The organism is Gordonia namibiensis NBRC 108229, assembly GCF_000298235.1.
Classification (GTDB): Bacteria; Actinomycetota; Actinomycetes; order Mycobacteriales; family Mycobacteriaceae; genus Gordonia; species Gordonia namibiensis.
On sequence record NZ_BAHE01000043.1, the window covers coordinates 21,930 to 43,565 of the forward strand.

The 21,636-nt window shown below is 69.3% G+C and carries 15 protein-coding genes; all 15 read left to right on the forward strand.

Annotated elements, in window-relative coordinates:
- The first annotated feature begins 42 nt into the window (after positions 1–42).
- The 15 genes from GONAM_RS18160 to tyrS all read left to right on the forward strand — a co-directional run bounded on the left by GONAM_RS18160 (position 43) and on the right by tyrS (position 21,425).
- Entirely contained in the window at positions 43–2,511 is a 2,469-nt protein-coding gene (locus GONAM_RS18160) for a Tex family protein (RefSeq protein ID WP_040536891.1), read from the forward strand.
- A gap of 272 nt (positions 2,512–2,783) precedes the next feature.
- Entirely contained in the window at positions 2,784–4,211 is a 1,428-nt protein-coding gene (locus tag GONAM_RS18165) for an acyltransferase family protein (protein WP_006868220.1), read from the forward strand.
- A 95-nt stretch (positions 4,212–4,306) separates the two neighbouring features.
- Positions 4,307–5,359, forward strand: coding sequence for a phenylalanine--tRNA ligase subunit alpha (gene pheS, locus GONAM_RS18170; protein WP_006868221.1), 1,053 nt, complete (start codon positions 4,307–4,309; stop codon positions 5,357–5,359).
- 56 nt (positions 5,360–5,415) lie between these two features.
- Positions 5,416–7,887, forward strand: coding sequence for a phenylalanine--tRNA ligase subunit beta (gene pheT, locus GONAM_RS18175; RefSeq protein WP_006868222.1), 2,472 nt, complete (start codon positions 5,416–5,418; stop codon positions 7,885–7,887).
- A gap of 70 nt (positions 7,888–7,957) precedes the next feature.
- Positions 7,958–9,016, forward strand: coding sequence for an N-acetyl-gamma-glutamyl-phosphate reductase (gene argC / locus GONAM_RS18180; protein ID WP_040536893.1), 1,059 nt, complete (start codon positions 7,958–7,960; stop codon positions 9,014–9,016).
- Positions 9,013–10,287, forward strand: a complete 1,275-nt coding sequence (argJ, locus tag GONAM_RS18185) for a bifunctional glutamate N-acetyltransferase/amino-acid acetyltransferase ArgJ (protein WP_006868224.1) — start codon at positions 9,013–9,015, stop codon at positions 10,285–10,287. The genes argC and argJ overlap by 4 nt, the downstream gene beginning before the upstream one ends.
- Complete coding sequence (gene argB / locus GONAM_RS18190; RefSeq protein WP_006868225.1) at positions 10,284–11,210, forward strand: acetylglutamate kinase; 927 nt, start codon at positions 10,284–10,286, stop codon at positions 11,208–11,210. Before argJ ends, argB begins: the two co-directional genes overlap by 4 nt.
- Positions 11,207–12,454, forward strand: a complete 1,248-nt coding sequence (locus GONAM_RS18195) for an acetylornithine transaminase (RefSeq protein ID WP_006868226.1) — start codon at positions 11,207–11,209, stop codon at positions 12,452–12,454. The genes argB and GONAM_RS18195 overlap by 4 nt, the downstream gene beginning before the upstream one ends.
- Positions 12,451–13,374, forward strand: a complete 924-nt coding sequence (argF, locus tag GONAM_RS18200; RefSeq protein WP_006868227.1) for an ornithine carbamoyltransferase — start codon at positions 12,451–12,453, stop codon at positions 13,372–13,374. Before GONAM_RS18195 ends, argF begins: the two co-directional genes overlap by 4 nt.
- 27 nt (positions 13,375–13,401) lie before the next feature.
- Positions 13,402–13,908 carry an arginine repressor gene (locus tag GONAM_RS18205; RefSeq protein ID WP_006868228.1) on the forward strand — a complete coding sequence of 169 codons (507 nt, stop codon included), beginning with the start codon at positions 13,402–13,404 and terminating at the stop codon, positions 13,906–13,908.
- 159 nt (positions 13,909–14,067) lie between these two features.
- Entirely contained in the window at positions 14,068–15,267 is a 1,200-nt protein-coding gene (locus GONAM_RS18210; RefSeq protein WP_006868229.1) for an argininosuccinate synthase, read from the forward strand.
- Positions 15,264–16,715, forward strand: a complete 1,452-nt coding sequence (gene argH, locus GONAM_RS18215; RefSeq protein ID WP_005200198.1) for an argininosuccinate lyase — start codon at positions 15,264–15,266, stop codon at positions 16,713–16,715. The genes GONAM_RS18210 and argH overlap by 4 nt, the downstream gene beginning before the upstream one ends.
- A gap of 85 nt (positions 16,716–16,800) precedes the next feature.
- Positions 16,801–19,797, forward strand: a complete 2,997-nt coding sequence (locus GONAM_RS18220; protein ID WP_006868230.1) for an AMP-binding protein — start codon at positions 16,801–16,803, stop codon at positions 19,795–19,797.
- Between the two features lie 5 nt (positions 19,798–19,802).
- Positions 19,803–20,018, forward strand: coding sequence for a Trm112 family protein (locus GONAM_RS18225; RefSeq protein WP_005200196.1), 216 nt, complete (start codon positions 19,803–19,805; stop codon positions 20,016–20,018).
- 75 nt (positions 20,019–20,093) lie between these two features.
- Positions 20,094–21,425: a tyrosine--tRNA ligase gene (gene tyrS / locus GONAM_RS18230; RefSeq protein ID WP_006868231.1), complete on the forward strand. Its 1,332-nt coding sequence runs from the start codon at positions 20,094–20,096 to the stop codon at positions 21,423–21,425.
- The last annotated feature ends 211 nt before the right edge of the window (positions 21,426–21,636 follow it).

Below are 21,636 nucleotides of genomic sequence, written 5' to 3' on the forward strand. Positions count from 1 at the left end.
TGTCCGAGGCGGCCGGTAGGGTCGGCGATCGTGTCAGAAACCGTGTCACCCGCCTCCGCGCCCCAGCCCGAGTCCGCTCCCGCAGTTCCCGCCCCAGCGGAGGCCGCGACCCCGCAGACGGTGCCCGCTCCCGACCCCGCAGTCGTGAACGCCCGCATCGCGTCGGCGATCGCCACCGAACTCGGCGTCGGCGTCGGTCAGGTCCGGGCCGCGATCGAACTGCTCGACGGCGGGTCGACGGTCCCGTTCGTCGCCCGGTACCGCAAGGAGGTCACCGGCGGTCTCGACGACACCCAGCTGCGCACCCTCGACGAGCGTCTCGGCTACCTCCGCGACCTCGAGGCCCGGCGTCAGGCGGTCCGCGAGTCGATCGCCGCACAGGGCAAGCTCGACGCCGAACTCGACGCTCGAATCCTCGCGGCCGACACCAAGGCCCGCCTCGAGGACATCTACCTGCCCTACAAGCCGAAGCGCCGCACGAAGGCCCAGATCGCCCGCGAGGCCGGACACGAGCCGGTGGCCGACGCGCTGCTGTCGGACCCGACCACCGACCCGTCGACCTTCACCGCCGAGCAGCTCGACGGTGCCCGCGCGATTGCCGTCGAACGGTTCGCCGAGGATGCCGACCTGGTCGGTGAACTGCGTGAACTGATGTGGCAGACCGGCGTGCTGCGGACCGCCGTCCGTGAGGGCAAGGAGTCGGCCGGCGCCAAGTTCGCCGACTACTTCGACTTCTCCGAGCCGTTCACCTCGATCCCGTCGCACCGGGTGCTCGCCGTGCTGCGCGGTGAACGCGAGGAGATCTTGTCGGTCACCCTCGACGCCGATCCGGAGGCGGCTGACCGCCCGGCCGGACCCGGCCCCTACGAGCAGCGCATCGCCGCCCGGTTCGGGATCTCCGACCAGGGCCGTCCCGCCGACCGCTGGCTTGCCGACACCGTGCGTTGGGCGTGGCGCACCAAGCTGTTCGTCGGACTCTCCCTCGACGTCCGGATGCGGTTGCGTCAGGCCGCCGAGGCCGACGCGGTGGCGGTCTTCGCGACCAACCTCAAGGACCTCCTCCTGGCCGCACCCGCCGGTGCCCGCACCACGATGGGACTCGACCCCGGCCTGCGGACCGGTGTGAAGGTCGCTGTGGTCAACGAGACCGGCAAGGTCGTCGACACCGCCACCATCTACCCGCACGAGCCGCGCCGCGACAAGGCCGGCGCGCTCGCGGTGCTGGGAGCGCTCGTCCAGAAGCACGGCGTCGACCTGATCGCGATCGGCAACGGCACCGCATCCCGCGAGACCGATGCGCTCGCCGGCGAGCTGATCGCGGCCATCAAGGACTCCGGCAAGAAGCCGCCGACCAGCGTCGTCGTGTCCGAGGCGGGCGCCTCGGTGTACTCGGCGTCGGCATACGCGTCGAAGGAACTGCCCGACCTCGACGTGTCGATCCGCGGTGCGGTCTCCATCGCCCGCCGCCTCCAGGACCCGCTCGCCGAACTGGTCAAGATCGATCCCAAGTCGATCGGCGTCGGCCAATACCAGCACGACGTCTCCGAGACCCTGCTCGCCCGCTCGCTGGGTGCCGTGGTCGAGGATGCGGTGAACGCGGTGGGCGTGGACGTGAACACCGCGTCGGTGCCGCTGCTGTCCCGCGTCTCCGGTATCACCGCCGGTCTCGCGGAATCGATTGTCGCCCATCGTGACTCGAACGGCGCCTTCCGCAGCCGCAAGCAGATCACCGATGTCCCGCGCCTCGGACCCAAGGCGTTTGAGCAGTGTGCCGGCTTCCTCCGGATCACCGACGGCGACAACCCGCTCGACGCGTCCAGCGTGCACCCGGAGGCCTACCCGGTCGTCACCCGGATTCTCGACAAGGTCGGCACCGACGTCCGTTCGCTGATCGGCGACACCGCGACCCTCACCAAGCTGCGTCCCGACGACTTCGTCGACGAGACCTTCGGTCGTCCGACCGTCATCGACATCATCGCCGAGCTCGACAAGCCGGGTCGCGACCCGCGCCCGGAGTTCAAGACCGCGACCTTCGCCGCCGGCATCGAGAAGGTCTCCGACCTCACGCCCGGCATGGTGCTGGAAGGTCAGGTCACCAACGTGGCGGCCTTCGGTGCCTTCGTCGACGTGGGCGTCCACCAGGACGGCCTGGTCCACGTCTCGGCCATGGCCCACCGCTTCGTCTCCGATCCGCACGAGGTCGTGAAGTCCGGCGACATCGTCAAGGTGAAGGTCATGGACGTCGACGTCGAACGCAAACGGATCGGCCTGTCCCTGCGCCTCGACGACGAGCCGGGAGCCGGCAACACCGGTGGCAAGGGCGGCGCCCGTGCGCCCCGCAGCGACAACGGCGGCAATCGCGGTGGCGGTCAGCGCCGCAACGAACATCGCGGTCAGGGCGGTCGCGGCAACCCGGGCAACCGTGGTGGCGGCAACAACCGCAACGACCGCAGGCCCGCGCCGAGCGGTGCGATGGCCGACGCCCTCAAGCGCGCCGGCTTCGGCAAGTAGCTCTTTCGACAACGGTCCCGGCACGAGTGGTGCCGGGACCGTTGTTGTCTGCGCCCATACCCCGACCAGCTGAAAAGCGCCCCTGAGATCGGCCCTCCAGAGGTCGACTGACGACACTGTGTCGCCGGCTCGCCTGTGGAGGGCGGATTCCGGGGGCGGATTTCGGGGGTGGTTTTCGGGGGCGGATCGTGGAGTGAGGCTGCGGGGATTGCCGACCCCGGCCGAGTAATTCTGCTCAGGTCCGGCAGCGCAGACCTGACAACACTCGATGCATGCTCACGACGTCACACCGCTGGAAGTCCGGGAGTCTGCCGACACCACTCGAACTGGCGGCACTCACCGGAGACAGGGATCGGGTCATCGACCTCGTCCGCATCTGCTCGTTGCTCGTGGTGGTCGCCGGTCATTCGATCATGCTGACCGTCGACACCTCCGACGGCGCGATCCACCTCGGCAACACCCTCGCGGAGGTGCCGATCCTGCAGCCGGCCACCTGGCTGCTCCAGGTGTTGCCGCTGTTCTTCTTCGCGGGGGCCGCGGCGTCGACGCATGGCTGGATGTCCCGGGCTCCCGGCGACACCCCGTCTGCCGGGCACTGGCTGTTCACGCGCACCCAGCGTCTTCTTCGGCCGCTCGGCTGGTACCTCGGAGTCGTACTCGTCGCGCTGGCCGGACTGACGACCGTCGGCCTCGACGCCGCGGCCGATGTCGTCGCACGCCTCGGGGTGCAGTTGCTCTGGTTCCTCGGTGCGTACCTGCTCGTGCTTGCCGTAGTCCCACTGCTGCAGCGGGTCCGCACATCTCTCCACGTGGCGATCGCACTCGGAACCTGCTGGGGGAGTACTGCACTGATCGACGCCGTCCGACTCGCCGACGGCCCGTCGTCGCTCAGCTACCTGAACTTCCTTACCGTCTGGACGATCCCGGCCGTACTCGGTGTCGCCTACACGCGGCGAATCGTGCGTCCGGGAACCGCGGCGGCCGTGGCGATCGGCGCCCTGATCCTCGACACCGCGCTCGTGCAGTGGGGTCCGTATGAGGTCTCGCTCGTCACGGTGCCGGGTCAGCAGCTGTCGAACATGAGCCCGCCCAGTCTGCTTCTCGCGGGTCACGCGATCGTGCTGTGCGCGGGCGCCATCGCGCTGCGTCGGACGCTGGCGTCGATCGCCGCCCGCCCGCGGGTGTGGTGGTGGGTCGTCCTGGGCAACCGCGGTGCGATGACGCTGTACCTCTGGCACCTCCCGGTGCTCGCCGCGGTCATCGTCCTGGGCGCGGTCATGGGTCTGGATCGCGCCGACGTGCATTCGGCGTCGTTCCCGATCGTCGTCGGCGTGCAGACGATGCTGCTCGTCGCCTTGATGATTCCCGTCGTCGCGATGCTGTCGCCGCTGGAGAACCGGCCGCTCCCGTGGTGGGACGAGCCGGTCGCCAGCTGCGCTGGACGCATGCGGGACCTGACCCTGACGGCCGCCCTGGTGTGCCTCGGCGTCGCGGTCCTGATGACGTCGCGGTACGGGCTGTTCGGGGACGGCCGTACGTGGCTGATCTTCGGGATCGGATGCGCGGCGACGGCACGTGTCCTCGCTCTTCGGCGCGTCCGGCGTCGCGGAGCGGACGCACTTCCCGGAGGTGACGCCTCCCTGCAGGTCAGCGCCTCGCGGCGGTCGACTACCCTCGATGGGAGTCATCGCCGCCGTTGACGGTCGCCTCGAGCCGGTTCTCCGCGCCCGACCCGCCCTCCGCGTGACGACGACGCCGTCCACCCACCGACCCACGCATGAGGAGCTCGCCGACCGTGGCCACTTCCGCCGACGAAACGGTATTCCCCGGACCCGACGACCTCGAGGCGGCGGCGACGTCGGCCGTCGAGGCCTTCGAGGCGGCGGCCGATCTCGAGCAGCTGTCCGCGGCGAAGTCCGCGCATCTCGGCGACCGATCGCCGATCGCACTGGCCCGTCGCGCCCTCGGCAGCTTGCCGAAGGAGCAGCGTTCGGAGGCCGGCAAGCTCGTGAACCAGGTTCGGGGTCGGGTGACCGCGGCGCTGGAACTGCGGACCGCGACCCTCGAGGCCGAACGTGACGCGGCGGTCCTCGTCGCCGAGTCGGTCGACGTGACGCTGCCCAGCGGTCGTCGCCCGGTCGGCGCCCGCCATCCCATCACCGTCATCGCCGAGCAGGTCGCCGACGTCTTCGTCGCCATGGGTTGGGAGATCGCCGAGGGACCCGAGGTCGAGACCGAGCACCACAACTTCGACGCCCTCAACTTCCTGCCGGATCACCCGGCGCGGTCGATGCAGGACACCTTCTACATCGCGCCCGAGGGTTCGCGCCAGGTGCTGCGCACGCACACCTCGCCGGTCCAGGTGCGCTCGATGCTCAACCGCGACCTGCCGATCTACGTGGCCTGCCCGGGTCGTACCTTCCGCACCGACGAGCTCGACGCCACCCACACGCCGGTCTTCCACCAGATCGAGGGACTCGCCGTCGACAAGGGTCTGACCCTGGCGAACCTGCGCGGCACCCTCGAGACCTTCGCCCGCGCGCTGTTCGGACCGGAGACCACCACCCGGATGCGCGCGTCGTACTTCCCGTTCACCGAACCGTCGGCCGAGGTCGACGTCTGGTTCCCGGCCAAGAAGGGCGGACCCGGCTGGGTCGAGTGGGGCGGCTGCGGCATGGTCAACCCGAACGTGCTGCGCGCGAGCGGAATCGACCCGGATGTCTACTCCGGCTTCGCCTTCGGCATGGGCCTGGAACGCACCCTGCAGTTCCGCAACGACATCTCCGACATGCGCGACATGGTCGAGGGCGACATCCGGTTCACCCTCCCATTCGGTCCGGCCGCCTGACCGGCCCGGCGAGCATCCTTCGACTTCCACGACGCGACGAAAGTAGTTGATACACAGTGCGTGCACCACAGTCCTGGTACACCGAGGTCCTGCGCTCGGGCGATCCGAAGTGGTCGGCGACCACCGAGGAGATCGACGCGGGGTTCGTCCGCGTCGGTTTCGAGATCGAGGACATCGAGAAGTTCCCGGAGATCACCGGTCCGCTGGTGATCGGTCGCGTGGAGACGATCGAGGAGCTCACCGAGTTCAAGAAGCCGATCCGCTTCTGCACCGTCGAGGTGGGCGAGGCGGAGCCGCGCGGGATCGTCTGCGGCGCTCGGAACTTCGCCGAGGGTGACCTGATCGTCGCCGCACTGCCCGGCGTCGTGCTGCCCGGCCCGTTCGAGATCGCCTCGCGCAAGACCTACGGCCGCATCTCGGACGGCATGATCTGCTCGGTCTCCGAGCTAGGCATCGGCAACGACCACAGCGGCATCCTGGTGCTGGCCCCCGGCACCGCCGAGCCCGGCGCCGACGCCCGTGAGGTCCTCGGACTCGACGACGCCGCGATCGACGTCAACGTCACCCCGGACCGCGGTTACGCCTTCTCGATCCGCGGTCTCGGCCGCGAGCTGGCAAGCAGCTTCGAGGTGCCCTTCGTCGACCCGGGTGTCGTTGAAGCCGATGTGATCGCAGAGGGCACGCCGTGGCCCGTCGCCATCGAGGACGGCTCCGGCGCCACCCGCTACACCGCGCGCGTGATCACCGGCGTCGACCCGAAGGCGATCTCGCCGTGGTGGATGCAGAAGCGCCTTCTGGTCGCGGGTATCCGGCCGATCTCGGCGATCGTCGACGTCACCAACTACGTGATGATCGAACTCGGCCAGCCGCTGCACGCGTTCGACGCAGACCGCATCACCGGCACCGTCACGGTCCGCTCGGCGAAGCCGGGGGAGAAGCTGCGCACCCTCGACGAGGTAGACCGCGTGCTCGACCCCGAGGACGTCGTCATCGCCGACGAGACCGGTCCCATCGCCCTCGCCGGCGTCATGGGCGGCGGCGCCACCGAGGTGGGTGACTCGACGACCACCGTGCTGCTCGAGTCGGCGACCTTCGACCCCGTCCGTGTGTTCCGCACCGGCAAACGCCACAAGTTGACCTCCGAGGCCAGCAAGCGCTTCGAGCGCATCGTCGACCCGGAGATCACCGCGGTCGCCTCCGATCGGGCCGCCCAGCTCATCGTCGAGATCGCCGGCGGGACCATCTCCTCACCGCTGTCCGAGGCGCGTGTCGCGACCCCGCTCCCATCGGCGATCACCATCGCCGCCGACGAGCCCGACCGCGTCGCCGGCATCGGCTATCCGGCCGGCACCACCGCCGCACGTCTCACCGAGGTGGGCTGCGTGGTCACCGGCACCGACCCCCTCGACGTCGTCCCGCCGTCGTGGCGTCCCGACCTCAAGCAGCGCGCCGACCTCGTCGAAGAGGTGCTGCGCCTCGAGGGCCTCGAAGACATCCCGGCCGTCGTGCCGCGCGCACCCGGCGGCACCGGTCTCACATCGGAGCAGCGTCGTCGGCGCAGCGTCGGACGCACCCTCGCCCTCGACGGGTATGTCGAGGTCCTCCCGTACCCGTTCATGCCGGCCGGGGTCTTCGACCTCTGGGATCTGCCCGCCGACGACGAGCGCCGCCGTACCGTCAAGGTGCTCAACCCGCTCGAGTCGGACCGGCCCGAACTCAACACGACGCTGCTGCCGGGCCTACTCGAGATGGCCGCCCGCAACATCGCCCGGGGCCAGCGCGACCTGTCGCTGTTCACCATCGGCCAGGTCGTGATCGCCGGTGACCACGTCGCGCCCGTCCCCGCGCTCGACGTGACGCGGCGCCCCACCGATGAGGAGATCGCGGCGCTCGACGCCTCGCTTCCGCATCAGCCGCTGCACGTCGGTGTCGTTCTGACCGGCTTGCGCGACCCTGCGGGGCCGTGGGGTCCGGGACGCGCCGCCGACTACCTCGACGCCTTCGAGGCGGCTCGCACGATCGCGCGTGCCGCCGGAGTGGAGGTGGAACTCACCGCCGCCGATCACCGGCCGTGGCATCCGGGCCGCTGTGCCCGCCTGACCGTCGACGGACGCACGGTCGGCTACGCCGGCGAGCTCCATCCGGCGGTGCTCGAACGCGCCCACCTCCCCAAGCGTGCGTGCGCGGTCGAGATCGACATCGATGCCTTGCCGCTCCGCGAGGTGCTGCCCGCTCCGGCGGTGTCGGTGTTCCCGGCCGTCCTGCAGGACGTCAACGTGGTGGTCGCGGCCGACGTGCCGGCCGCCGAGGTCCGGTCGGCGCTGCGCGACGGCGCGGGTGAGCTGCTCGAGGACATCGCACTTTTCGACGTCTTCACCGGTGAGCAGGTCGGTGAGGGCAACAAGTCGCTGACGTTCTCGCTGCGCTTCCGCGCGAGCGACCGTACGCTGACCGAGGACGAGGCCAACGCCGCGAAGATGGCCGCGGTCGACGCCGCCGCCGAACAGGTCGGCGCCCGCCTCCGCTGACCCGCGGGGGAGACGCCATCGCCACCACCCCGTTTATGTATTGATTTGCACGCCGGTGCATAATGATTGCATGGCTTCGACAAGCTCAACCAGCAAGGTGAAAGTGGCAGTGGCCGGCGCGAGCGGCTACGCGGGCGGTGAGATCCTCCGACTCCTGTGTGGACATCCCCGTCTGCGGTCCGGCGAGCTCGAGATCGGTGCGCTGACCGCCGGCGGCAACGCCGGCACCACGCTCGGATCCCATCATCCGCACCTGTTGCCGCTGGCAGAGCGGGTTCTCGACGAGACCACCCCGGAGATCCTGAGCGGGCACGACGTGGTCTTCCTGGGTCTTCCGCACGGTGCATCGGCGGTCATCGCCGACGCCCTGCCGCCGACCACGCTGATCATCGACTGCGGCGCCGACTTCCGGCTGCGCGACGCCGGCGACTGGACCTCCTACTACGGCGGGGATCATGCAGGCACCTGGCCGTACGGCCTGCCCGAGCTCCCCGGCAATCGTGAGGTCCTCAAGGACGCCAGCCGGATCGCCGTCCCGGGCTGCTACCCGACGGTGTCAATCCTTTCGCTGCTCCCGGCGATCGCGGCCGGCCTTGCCGAGCCGCACGTGACCGTGGTCGCGGTCAGCGGCGCGTCGGGTGCCGGGCGTTCGCCGAAGGTCGATCTGCTCGCCTCCGAGGTCATCGGGTCCGCCCGGGCCTACGGTGTCGGCGGCGTCCACCGGCACACCCCGGAGATCTCGCAGGCACTGTCGGAGGCGGCGCAGCAGCCCGTCACCGTCTCGTTCACCCCGATCCTCGCGCCGATGGCCCGGGGCATCCTCGCGACGTGCACCGCACGGACCACCGCGACCGGCGACGAGGTCCGCGCGGTCTACGAAAAGGCCTACGCCGATGAGGAATTCATCCATGTCCTGCCGGACGGCCGCCTGCCGGCCACCGGTTCGGTCATCGGTTCCAACGCCGTCCAGCTCGGGGTGACCGTCGACGAGCGCGCCCAGACCCTCGTGGTCGTCGGCGCCGTGGACAACCTGACCAAGGGGACCGGCGGCGCCGCGGTCCAGTCGATGAACCTGGCGCTGGGCTGGACAGAGAACGAGGGACTGAGCACCGTGGGAGTTGCACCATGACAGGCGTCGAGGGAACCGGAATCCAGGCCTCACAACCGGATCCGGACCGCATCGAGGGCGGCGCCCCCGGCGACACCCCGCGGCTCGTCCGCGAACAGGGCGTCACCGCGCCGCTGGGCTTCCGTGCTGCGGGGATCGCGGCCGGTATCAAGGTGTCCGGCAACCCCGACCTCGCCCTCGTGTTCAACGAGGGCCCGGATTACTCGGCCGCCGGCGTCTTCACCAGCAACCAGGTCAAGGCCGCACCCGTCCTGTGGTCCCAGCAGGTTCTCACCACCGGCAGGCTGCGCGCGGTGATCCTCAACTCGGGCGGCGCCAACGCGTGCACCGGGCCCGGCGGATTCCAGGACACCCACAAGACGGCCGAGGCCGTCGCGGAGGCGTTGAGCAACTGGGGGACCAGCACCGGCGCCGTCGAGGTGGCGGTCTGCTCGACCGGGCTCATCGGCGATCGCCTCCCGATGGACAAGGTCCTCGCCGGCGTCACCGAGATCGTCCAGGAGATGGGCGGCGGACTCACCGGCGGCACAGACGCCGCATACGCCATCATGACCACCGACACCGTGCCGAAACAGGCTGCGCTGCACCATCCCCAGGGGTGGAACGTCGGCGGCATGGGCAAGGGCGCGGGGATGATGGCGCCCTCGCTCGCGACGATGCTCGTGGTGCTCACCACCGACGCCGCGGCCACCTCCGAACAGCTCGACACCGCCCTGCGTCGGGCGACCGCGCGGACCTTCGACCGGCTCGACATCGACGGCTCCATGTCCACCAACGACACCGTGCTGCTGCTGAGCTCGGGTGCCAGCCAGATCCCGGTCGACCAGGACGATCTCGACGAGGCCGTCTTCGCGGTCTGCGACGACCTGGCCGCCCAGATGCAGGCCGACGCCGAGGGTGTCACCAAGCGGGTGACCATCACCGTCACCGGTGCACGGACCGAGGACGATGCCCTGGTCGTCGCCCGGTTCGTGGCCCGCGACTCGCTGGTCAAGACCGCACTGTTCGGTTCCGACCCCAACTGGGGTCGGGTGCTGGCCACGGTCGGGGCCTCACCGGTCCGGATCGATCCGGACGTGATCGCGGTGTCGTTCAACGGATCCCCCGTGTGTGAGAACGGTTGCGGCGTCGAGGGGGCGCGGGACGTCGACCTGTCGGACGCCGACATCGACGTGCTCGTCGACCTGAAGCTCGGCGACGCCTCCGCGTCCGTCCGGACCACGGACCTCTCGCACGCGTACGTCGAAGAGAACTCGGCGTACTCGTCATGAGCGACACCACACCGGAATTCGGTGCACCCCGGATTGACCCGGCCGCACGCCTCGCGAAGGCGAAGGTCCTCGCCGAAGCGCTTCCCGCGTTGCAAGAACTCGCCGGCGCCACGATCGTCGTCAAGTACGGCGGCAACGCCATGGTCGACGACGAACTGAAGAAGGCCTTCGCCGCGGACATGGTGTTCCTCCGCGCCTGCGGCATGCACCCGGTCGTCGTGCACGGCGGCGGACCGCAGATCTCGGCGATGCTGAAGAAGCTGGGCCTGCAAGGAGAATTCAAGGGCGGTTTCCGGGTCACCACCCCCGAGGTGATGGACGTCGCCCGGATGGTCCTCTTCGGACAGGTCGGTCGTGAACTCGTCGGTCTCATCAACGCGCACGGCCCCTACGCCGTCGGCATCACCGGCGAGGACGCCCACCTGTTCACTGCCACCCGGCGGACGGTGCTCGTCGACGGCGTCGCCACCGACATCGGACTCGTCGGCGACATCTCTTCGGTGAACACCTCTGCGGTGCTCGATCTCGTTGCGGCGGGCCGCATCCCGGTGGTGTCGACCATCGCGCCGGATCGCGACGGAGTCGTGCACAACATCAACGCCGACACCGCGGCCGGAGCGCTCGCCGAGGCGCTCGGTGCGTCGCGGCTGGTCATGCTGACCGACGTCGAAGGGCTGTACACGGATTGGCCCGACCGTGGGTCGCTGGTGTCCCAGATCGACACCGACGCCCTGGCCGAGCTGCTGCCGTCGCTGGACTCCGGCATGGTTCCCAAGATGGAGGCCTGCCTGCGTGCGGTGACCGGGGGAGTCGAACGCGCCCACGTCATCGACGGCCGCGTCGCCCATTCCGTGCTCGCCCAATTACTGACCGAGAGCTCCACCGGCACCACCGTCGTCGACCCGCGTGAGGAGGACCAGTGACCGCACCGCTGCAACAGCGTTGGGGCCAGTCCCTGATGAAGAACTACGGCACCCCGCCGATCGCTCTGGTCGGCGGTTCGGGGCCGTACGTCACCGACGCCGACGGCAAGCGATACCTCGACCTGCTCGGTGGCATCGCGGTGAACTCCCTCGGTCATGCGCATCCCGCGATCGTCGAGGCCGTCACCACCCAGCTGCAGACGCTCGGACACGTGTCGAACCTCTACATCTCGCCTCCCGTCGTCGAACTGGCGGAGAAGCTGCTCGACCGCTTCGGCCACCCGGGCCGCGCGTTCTTCTGCAACTCCGGGACCGAGGCCAACGAGGCCGCCTTCAAGCTCGCGCGCCGGACCGGCCGGCCGGAGATCGTGGCCGCCGAGAAGGCCTTCCACGGCCGCACCATGGGTGCGCTCGCCATGACCGGACAGCCGTCGAAGCGCGCACCGTTCGAACCGATGCCGCCGGGAGTGCGGTTCGTGCCGTACGGCGACACCGAGGCGCTCGACGCCGCTGTCACCGATCAGACCGCCGCGGTCATCCTCGAACCGATCCTCGGTGAGGCCGGCGTGATCGTCCCGCCCGCCGACTATCTCGCCGCCGCCCGCCGCATCACCAGCGAGCGCGGTGCACTGCTGATCCTCGACGAGGTGCAGACCGGCGTCGCGCGGACCGGTACCTTCTTCGCCCACCAGCAGGTGGGTGTGGTGCCGGACGTGATGACGCTCGCCAAGGGACTCGGCGGCGGACTGCCGATCGGTGCGTGTATCGCCACCGGCCCGGCCGCCGAGCTGTTCGAACCCGGCCAGCACGGCACCACCTTCGGTGGCAATCCCGTTGCCGCGGCCGCCGCGCTCGCCGTGCTCGGGGTCATCGAGTCCGAAGGCCTCACCGATCACGTTGCCGCCGTGGGCAAGACGATCGCCACCGGCATCGAGGACCTTCACCACCCGCTGATCGGCGGTGTGCGAGGAGCCGGTCTGCTGCTCGGCGTCGAACTGACCGAGGCGCTGTCCGGGCGCGTCGAGGCCGCGGCCCGCGACGCCGGGTTCCTCATCAACGCGCCGGCACCCGACGTGCTGCGGCTCGCACCGCCCCTGATCATCACCGAGGAACAGGCACAGACCTTCGTCGAGGCGCTGCCGGCAATCCTCGACACCGCCGCGGCAGCGGCCTCGAAGGACACCGCTGCGGCAGCGGCCTCGAAGGACACCGCTGCCCAGAACGACAAGGGAGACAAGGCATGACGCGTCATTTTCTACGCGACGACGACCTCACCCCCGCCGAGCAGGCCGAGGTGCTGGCCCTCGCCGCCCTGGTGAAGGCGCAGCCGTTCGCCTTCCGCCCGCTCGAGGGCCCCCGCGGGGTCGGGGTGATCTTCGACAAGAACTCGACCCGCACGCGCTTCTCCTTCGAGGTGGGCATCGCCCAGCTCGGCGGTCACGCGGTGGTGGTGGACGGCCGCACCACCCAGCTCGGCCGCGAGGAGACCCTCGAGGACACCGGACAGGTGTTGTCGCGCTTCGTCGACGCCGTCGTGTGGCGCACCTTCGGTCAGGACCGTCTCGAGGCGCTCGCGTCGAGCGCGACCGTGCCGGTCGTCAACGCTCTGTCCGACGAGTTCCACCCGTGCCAGGTACTCGCCGACCTGCAGACGATCATCGAGCAGAAGGGGTCGCCCACGGGTCTGAAGATGACCTACCTGGGCGACGGCGCCAACAACATGGCTCACTCGCTCGGACTCGGCGGCGTCACCGCCGGGATGCACGTCACGATCAGCGCTCCCGAGGGTTTCCAGCCCGATCCGGCGATCATCGCCGACACCGAGCGCCGTGCCGCCGAGACCGGGGGATCGGTGCAGCTCGTGACCGACCCCGTCGAGGCGGTCTCCGGTGCCGACGTCCTGGTCACCGACACCTGGGTGTCGATGGGCCAGGAGGAGGACGGCAGGGACCGCACGGCACCTTTCCGGCCGTACCAGATCAACGACGAGTTGCTCGCCCACGCCGCCGCCGATGCGATCGTGCTGCACTGTCTGCCGGCGCACCGTGGCGACGAGATCACCGCATCGGTCATCGACGGTCCGCGCAGCGTCGTCTTCGACGAGGCCGAGAACCGTCTCCACGCGCAGAAGGCCCTGCTCATCTGGCTGCTGGAGCACCAGTGAGATGACACCAGAGAGCCAGGACCAGTTGTGACCGCCGGAGCCGAACCCACGGAGAACCGCCTCGCCGCGACCCGCGCGGGGCGGCATGCGCGGATCATCGACATCCTGTCGACCCACCAGGTGCGCAGCCAGTCGGAGCTGCAGCGGTTGCTGGCCCAGCAGGGGATCGATGCCACGCAGGCCACGTTGTCGCGCGACCTCGACGAACTCGGGGCCGTGAAGCTGCGGGCCGCCGACGGCGGTGCGGGGGTCTACGTGGTGCCGGAGGACGGATCGCCGGTGCGCGGGGTGTCCGGCGGTACCGATCGCCTCTCGCGCCTCGTGTCGGAGCTGCTGGTCTCCACCGACAGCAGCGGCAACCTCGCCGTACTGCGCACGCCGCCCGGCGCCGCGCACTACCTGGCGGCCGCCCTCGACCGTGCTCGACTGCCCGATGTGGTGGGCACGATCGCCGGTGACGACACGATCGTCGTCGTCGCCCGCGAGCCGCTCGACGGCGCCGAGCTCGCCCGACGGATCGAGGGCCTCGTGTAGCCCCCGTCCCGCTGCAGAACCACCGGTCGCGCCCGCCGACGGCCGGACAGAACGAGAACCGCAACCGAACACACCGCCAACCGAGACCCGGACGGTGTGGTCGGAACCCCGGGGCCGATGATGGACTCGGGTCATCGCTTAGAACAGGAGCTTCACCTCATGGCAGAACGTGTCGTACTCGCATACTCGGGCGGCCTGGACACCTCGGTCGCGATCAGCTGGATCCAGAAGGAGACCGGCAAGGAGGTCGTCGCCGTGGCTCTCGACCTCGGGCAGGGCGGCGAGGACATGGACGTCATCCGCCAGCGCGCCCTCGACTGCGGCGCGGTCGAAGCTGTCGTCGTCGACGCCCGTGACGAATTCGCCGACGAGTACTGCCTCCCGGCGATCACCTCGAACGCCCTCTACATGGACCGCTACCCGCTGGTCTCGGCGCTGTCGCGTCCGCTGATCGCCAAGCACCTCGTGACCGCCGCCCGCGATCACGGCGGCACCGTCGTCGCCCACGGCTGCACCGGCAAGGGCAACGATCAGGTCCGCTTCGAGGTCGGCTTCGCCACCCTCGCACCCGATCTCGAGGTTCTCGCCCCGGTCCGCGACTACGCGTGGACCCGTGAGAAGGCCATCGCCTTCGCCGAAGAGAACGACATCCCCATCAACGTGACCAAGAAGTCGCCGTTCTCCATCGACCAGAACGTGTGGGGCCGCGCCGTCGAGACCGGCTTCCTCGAGGATCTGTGGAACGCGCCGACCAAGGACGTCTACAGCTACACCGAGGACCCGACCGTCAATTGGAACAGCCCCGACGAGGTCATCATCGGCTTCGACAAGGGTCGTCCCGTCAGCATCGACGGCCGGCCGGTCTCCGTGCTGCAGGCCATCGAGGAGCTGAACCGTCGCGCCGGTGCGCAGGGTGTCGGCCGTCTCGACGTCGTCGAGGACCGTCTCGTCGGCATCAAGAGCCGCGAGGTCTACGAGGCCCCGGGCGCCATGGTGCTGATCCGTGCGCACGAGGAACTCGAGCACGTCACCATCGAGCGCGAACTCGGCCGCTACAAGCGCGGCACCGACCGCAAGTGGGCCGAGCTGGTCTACGACGGTCTCTGGTTCTCGCCGCTGAAGCGTTCGCTCGACGCGTTCGTGGACTCGACGCAGGAGCACGTCTCCGGCGAGATCCGTCTGGTCCTGCACGGCGGCAACATCGCCGCCACCGGACGTCGGAGCTCGGAGTCGCTGTACGACTTCAACCTCGCCACCTACGACGAGGGCGACAGCTTCGACCAGTCGGCGGCCCGCGGCTTCGTCGAGCTGCACGGACTGTCCTCCAAGATCTCGGCCAAGCGGGACCTGAATCTGTGAGTGGCGAGCAGACCGGCGGGACGACTAACGAGGGCTCGCTCTGGGGCGGCCGTTTCGCCGGTGGTCCGGCCGCGGCGATGGCCGCCCTGAGCAAGTCGACCCACTTCGACTGGGCCCTGGCGCCGTTCGACATCCAGGCCTCGAAAGCCCATGCCCGAGTGCTCAACAAGGCGGGGCTGCTCACCGATGACGACCTGACCGGCATGCTGGACGGCCTCGATCGTCTGGCTGCCGACGTCGCCGACGGGACGTTCGGTCCCGCGGAGTCCGACGAGGACGTCCACGGCGCGCTCGAGCGTGGACTCATCGAGCGGGTCGGCCCCGAGCTCGGTGGGCGGTTGCGTGCGGGCCGGTCGCGCAACGACCAGGTCGCCACGCTGTTCCGGATGTGGCTGCGCGCCGCCATGCGACGCGTCGCCCTCGGAGTGCTCGACGTCGTCGACGCGCTGACCGCTCAGGCGGCCGCGCATCCCGACGCGATCATGCCCGGCAAGACGCACCTGCAGGCGGCCCAGCCGGTGTTGCTCGGCCACCACCTGCTCGCGCACGCCCAGCCGTTGCTCCGCGACATCGATCGCCTCGCCGACGCCGACCGCCGGACCGCGGTCTCGCCGTACGGCTCCGGTGCCCTCGCCGGTTCGTCGCTGGGACTCGATCCGGCCGCCATCGCCGCCGACCTCGGGTTCGATGCCCCGGCCGAGAACTCCATCGACGCCACCTCCTCCCGCGACTTCGCGGCCGAGGCGGCGTTCGTGTTCGCGATGATCGCGGTCGACCTCTCCCGGTTGTCCGAAGAAGTGATCATCTGGAGCACACCGGAATTCGGCTACGTGACACTGGCTGACGCCTGGTCGACGGGCAGCTCGATCATGCCGCAGAAGAAGAACCCGGACGTCGCGGAGCTGATGCGCGGCAAGGCCGGGCGCCTGATCGGCGACCTGACCGGTCTCCTCGCGACGCTCAAGGCGCAGCCGCTGGCGTACAACCGGGACCTCCAGGAGGACAAGGAACCGGTCTTCGACGCGGTGGCACAGCTCGAGATGCTGCTGCCGGCCGTCACCGGTCTGGTCGCGACACTCGAGTTCCACACCGACCGGATGGAGGAGCTGGCCCCGGCCGGGTTCACCCTCGCCACCGACATCGCCGAGTGGATGGTGCGGCAGGGTGTGCCCTTCCGCGTCGCCCACGAGGTCGCCGGAGCCTGTGTCCGCGAGGCCGAGTCGCGGGGCATCGGCCTCGACGAGCTCGACGACGAGACGCTGACCGGCATCAATCCCTCGCTCACCCCCGCGGTACGCGAGGTGCTGACGGTGCGCGGTTCGGTCGAGTCGCGCAACGCGCATGGCGGTACCGCGCCCGATCAGGTACGACGGCAGATAGACGTGGTGTCGGCCCAGTCGGCCGACCTGCGCACACGATGGGACGCCGGTCCCGGAGGACGAGAGTAGAAACACTGCTCAGTGGGTAGAGTGACGTCCACCACCGACGTGTCGGTGGTGGACGTCTCGCTGACAACGGGGAGGAATCGACGCGATGGTGGGTTTGGACGGGCTCCCGGATCTGGGCGGCGTGGTCAGCCGGGTGGTGGCGACCGCTCAGAACGGACTCGAGGTGCTCCGCTTCGGCGGTCTCGAGACCGGGACCGAACCTGCTCCTTTCGCGATCGTCGAGACACACAAGATGTTCCGGCTGCGCCGGTACTTCCCGAACGAGCCGTCCACCGGCCCGAACATCGTGCTCGTGCCGCCGATGATGGTGTCCGCCAACGTCTATGACGTGACCGAGCACAACGGTGCGGTGTCCATCCTCCATCGCAACGGCATCACCCCCTGGGTGATCGACTTCGGGTCCCCGGACACCGAAGAGGGCGGGATGGAGCGCAACCTCGCCGACCACGTGGTGGCCATCAGCCACGCGATCGACCTGATCGTCGAGGCGACCGGCCGCGACATCCACCTCGCCGGGTACTCCCAAGGCGGCATGTTCGCCTACCAGACCGCGGCCTACCGGCGGTCGAAGGGGATCGCGAGCGTCATCACCTTCGGCAGCCCGGTGGACGTCCTGGCGGCGCTGCCCCTCGGATTACCCGCTGGTCTGGTGGCGCCGGCCGCCGAGTTCCTCGCCGAGCGGTCCTTCGTGCGGAACCTCTGGATCCGGGACTGGATGGCGCGCACCGGCTTCCAGCTACTCGACCCGGTCAAGACCGTGCGCAGCCGGATCGACTTCCTCCGCCGTCTCCACGACCGCGAGGCGCTGCTCCCGCGTGAGGATCAGCGGCGGTTCCTCGAGGCCGATGGCTGGGTCGCCTGGTCCGGCCCGGCGATCGCCGAACTGCTGCGCCAGTTCGTCGCCCACAACCGCATGGTCTCCGGTGGCTTCGTCATCAACGGCGACCTCGTGTCGCTCACCGAGATCACCTGCCCGGTACTGGCGTTCGTCGGCGAGGCCGACGACATCGGTCAGCCCGCCGCGGTGCGCGGGATCGTGCGCGCCGCACCGGATGCCGAGGTCTACGAATCCACCCTGCCGGTCGGACACTTCGGTCTGGTTGTCGGCTCCACGGCGGGCCAGCACACCTGGCCCACCACGGCCGACTGGGTGAACTGGTTGTCGGACAACGGGACCCGACCGGAACTCATCAACGAGATGTCGCTGGTCGAGCCGGGGCACGGCAGCGGTGTCAGCCTGTCCTCGCGCATCACCCACGGCGTGGGGTCGGTCGCCGATGCCGGCACCGCGGCCTCCCGGGAACTGCTCACGCTGGTGAACTCCGTGCAGCGGACGTCGCGAGCCGTCGCGTCGGAGTCGGTGCGCACGGTGCCACGACTCCTGCGCCTGGGCCAGATCCAGAGCGGAACCCGGATCTCGCTGTCGAAGCTGATGGCCGAGAACACCAAGAAGCACGGCGAGAACGAACTCTTCCTCTTCGAGAACCGCGTGCTCACCCACGCGCAGGTCGACGCGCGCATCAACAACGTCGTCGCCGGCCTCATCTACTGCGGCGTGCGGCCGGGGCAGCACATCGGCGTCCTGATGGACACCCGTCCGAGCGCCCTGGTCGTGGTCGCGGCACTGGCGCGGCTCGGCGCCGTCTCGGTGCTGTTGGCCGCAGACGCCGACGTGCGGGAGATGATGCGCCTGGCGGACAGCTCGGTCATCGTGACCGACCCGACCAACCTGGACCTCGCCGCCGCGGCGTCGGACCGGGTGCTCGTGCTCGGCGGTGGCAGCGGCGATTCCCGTGCCATCGACGGTGCCGACGGCAGGACGGTCATCGACATGGAGCAGATCGACCCCGACGAAGTCGACCTGCCCACCTGGTACCGGCCCGATCCCGGCCTCGCAGGAGACCTCGCCTTCATCCTCTTCAGTCGTGCACGGGGAAAGCTCGTTCCGTGGCCGGTGACCAACCACCGGTTCGCGATGTCGGCGTTCGGTGCGGCCTCGGCAGCGGCACTCTCCGACCGCGACACCGTGTACTGCCTGCCGCCCCTCCATCACGCGTCCGGTCTGCTGACGACCCTCGGAGCGACGGTGGTCGGCCGGTCCCGGATCGCCCTGTCCAACGGCATCGACCCGGAGACCTTCGCGACCGAGGTGCAGCGTTACGGCGTGACCGTGGTGTCCTACACCTGGTCGATGCTGGGCGACGTCGTCCGTGATCCGCGCTTCCGGATCAACCAGCACAACCCGATCCGGCTGTTCATGGGTTCCGGGATGTCGGCGGGCCTGTGGGAAGACGTGTGCAGCAGCTTCCCCCGGGCCCGGATCCTCGAGTTCTTCGCGACCGCCGACGGTTCGGCGATCCTGGCCAACGTCTCCGGCGACAAACTGTCCTCCGTCGGGCGGCCGCTACCGGAGACCAACCCGGTCGAGGTCGCGGCCTACGACATCGTGAACGATCGGCTGCTGATCGACGAGTCCGGTTTCGTCCGGCGTGCCGAGGTCGGCGAGCCCGGATTGTTGCTGGCCAAGGCCCGCCACAAGTTCGACACCAACGGCACGGTGCTGCGGGACGTCTTCACCAGCCGTGACCGGTGGGAGGTCTCGGGGCATCTGTTCGTCCGCGACGCCGACGGTGACCTGTACTTCCTCGGTGCCACCGACCGGGTGGTCCGAACCGAGGACGGACCCGCGTTCATCCCGCCGATCACCCACGCACTCTCGCGGATACAGGGCGTCGACCGGGTCGTCGCCTACGGCGTGGGGGAGCCGGGACACCAGGTGCTGGTTGCGGCACTGACCCTGTGCCCGGATGCCAAGCCCGAGTCGCTCACCGTCACCCAGCTGCGTATCGCACTCGGGGAGTTCCCCGCCGAGATCCGGCCGCACCTCATCCGCGTCGTCGACGAGATCCCGCACTCCGCGTCGTACCGCCCGTTGAGCACCGTGTTCGCGGCCGAAGGGCTGCCCAAGCCCGGACCGCGGATCTGGTACCGCGACGAGGAGGGGCGCTACCGGCGGTACACCAAGACGATCGCCGAGAAGCTGGACTGGAGCGGGTCGTCGGTCGGCGATGCCCTAGGCTGAGCGGCGTGACGACACGCGCTGAGGCCATCGACCCGATCGTGCGCGAGCGGCTGGCCTGCCCGCAGGACCACGGCCCGCTGATCGACGCCGGCGACGAGCTCTACAACCCGCGGCTGCACGTCGCCTACCGGATCGATGCCGACGGAATCCCCGTCATGCTCATCGACGAGGCACGCAAGGTCGACGACGCCGAGCACGAGCGTCTGATCTCCGGCCAGTAACTCCACGCATCGGCCCGACGCCTGCAGGTGTCACCTCGTCCGAGCTCCGATCTCGATGGATGACAAGATCGAGGGGTGAGTGCTGAGACTGAGGGAACCGCCAACACGACCGATGAAACCGTCCGGACCGGGGACGCTCCCGTCGACATCCTGGACGAACTCGGCTGGCGAGGTCTGATCGCGCAGTCCACCGACCTCGATTCACTGCGAGAGGCGCTGGCGGACGGGCCGATCACCTTGTACGCGGGTTTCGACCCGACGGCGGCCAGCCTTCACGCCGGCCATCTCGTGCCGCTGCTGACCCTCAAGCGTTTCCAGCTCGCCGGTCACCGCCCGATCGTTCTCGCAGGTGGTGCCACCGGTCTCATCGGTGACCCACGTGAGGTGGGGGAGCGTACCATGAACGCTCCCGACACGGTCGCCGAATGGGCCGGTCGGATCGATGCGCAGCTGCGCCGATTCGTCGACATCGATGAATCGGAGACCGGCGCACTCGTCGTCAACAATCTCGACTGGACCGGACAGCTCTCCGCCATCGAGTTCCTCCGCGACCTCGGCAAGCACTTCTCGGTGAACGTCATGCTCGCCCGGGACACGGTGAAGCGGCGTCTCGAGGGTGACGGCATCAGCTACGCCGAGTTCAGCTACCTGCTACTGCAGTCCAACGACTTCGTCGAGCTCAACCGCCGGTACGGCTGCGTGCTGCAGATCGGTGGCTCGGATCAGTGGGGGAACATCATCGGCGGTGTCGACCTCGGACGCCGCCTCGACGGATTGTCGCTGCATGCGCTGACCGTGCCGCTCGTGACCTCGTCGGACGGAAAGAAGTTCGGCAAGTCCACCGGTGGCGGCAGCCTCTGGCTCGACCCCGAGCTCACCAGCCCGTACGCCTGGTACCAGTACTTCGTGAACACCGCCGACGCCGACGTCATCCGTTACCTGCGGTGGTTCACCTTCCTCGGACGTGAGGAGATCGCCGAGCTCGAGCAGGCGACGGAGGAGAAGCCGCACCTGCGTCTCGCGCAGAAGAAACTCGCCGCCGAGATGACCACCCTGATCCATGGTGAAGAGAACACGCGCGCCGTCGAGCTCGCCAGCCAGGCACTGTTCGGACGGGCCGAGCTCGACGAACTCGACGAAGCCACGCTGGCAGCAGCGGTGGGCGAGACCGTCATCGCCGAGTACTCCGCGGAGCGGCCCACCATCATTCAGCTCCTCGTCGACACCAAGCTGTCCGAGAGCAACAAGGCCGCGCGCCGCGCGGTGTCCGAAGGCGGCGCCTACGTGAACAACACGAAGATCACCGATCCGGAGTGGCAGCCGGCGGACTCCGACCTCCTCCATGGCCGGTGGTTGGTCGTGCGGCGAGGCAAGAAGAGTTTTGCCGGCGCGAAGCTAGCCCTCTGACCAGGGGATTTGACGCGTTGTTCGCGGCTGTGTAACTTAATCGACGCACCGCAGAGAGCAACTCCCCCGGAGCCGCAAGCACCGGGGAAGCAAAAGTGCCCGAGCCAGTCGCTCGGGCCGCCTGTGCGGGGCCACTCCCAAGAACAAGATCGCAAGTAATACTTGCGCTCTGGGAGAGCTCATCGGAGCCGGACTCAACACGAGGACGTCC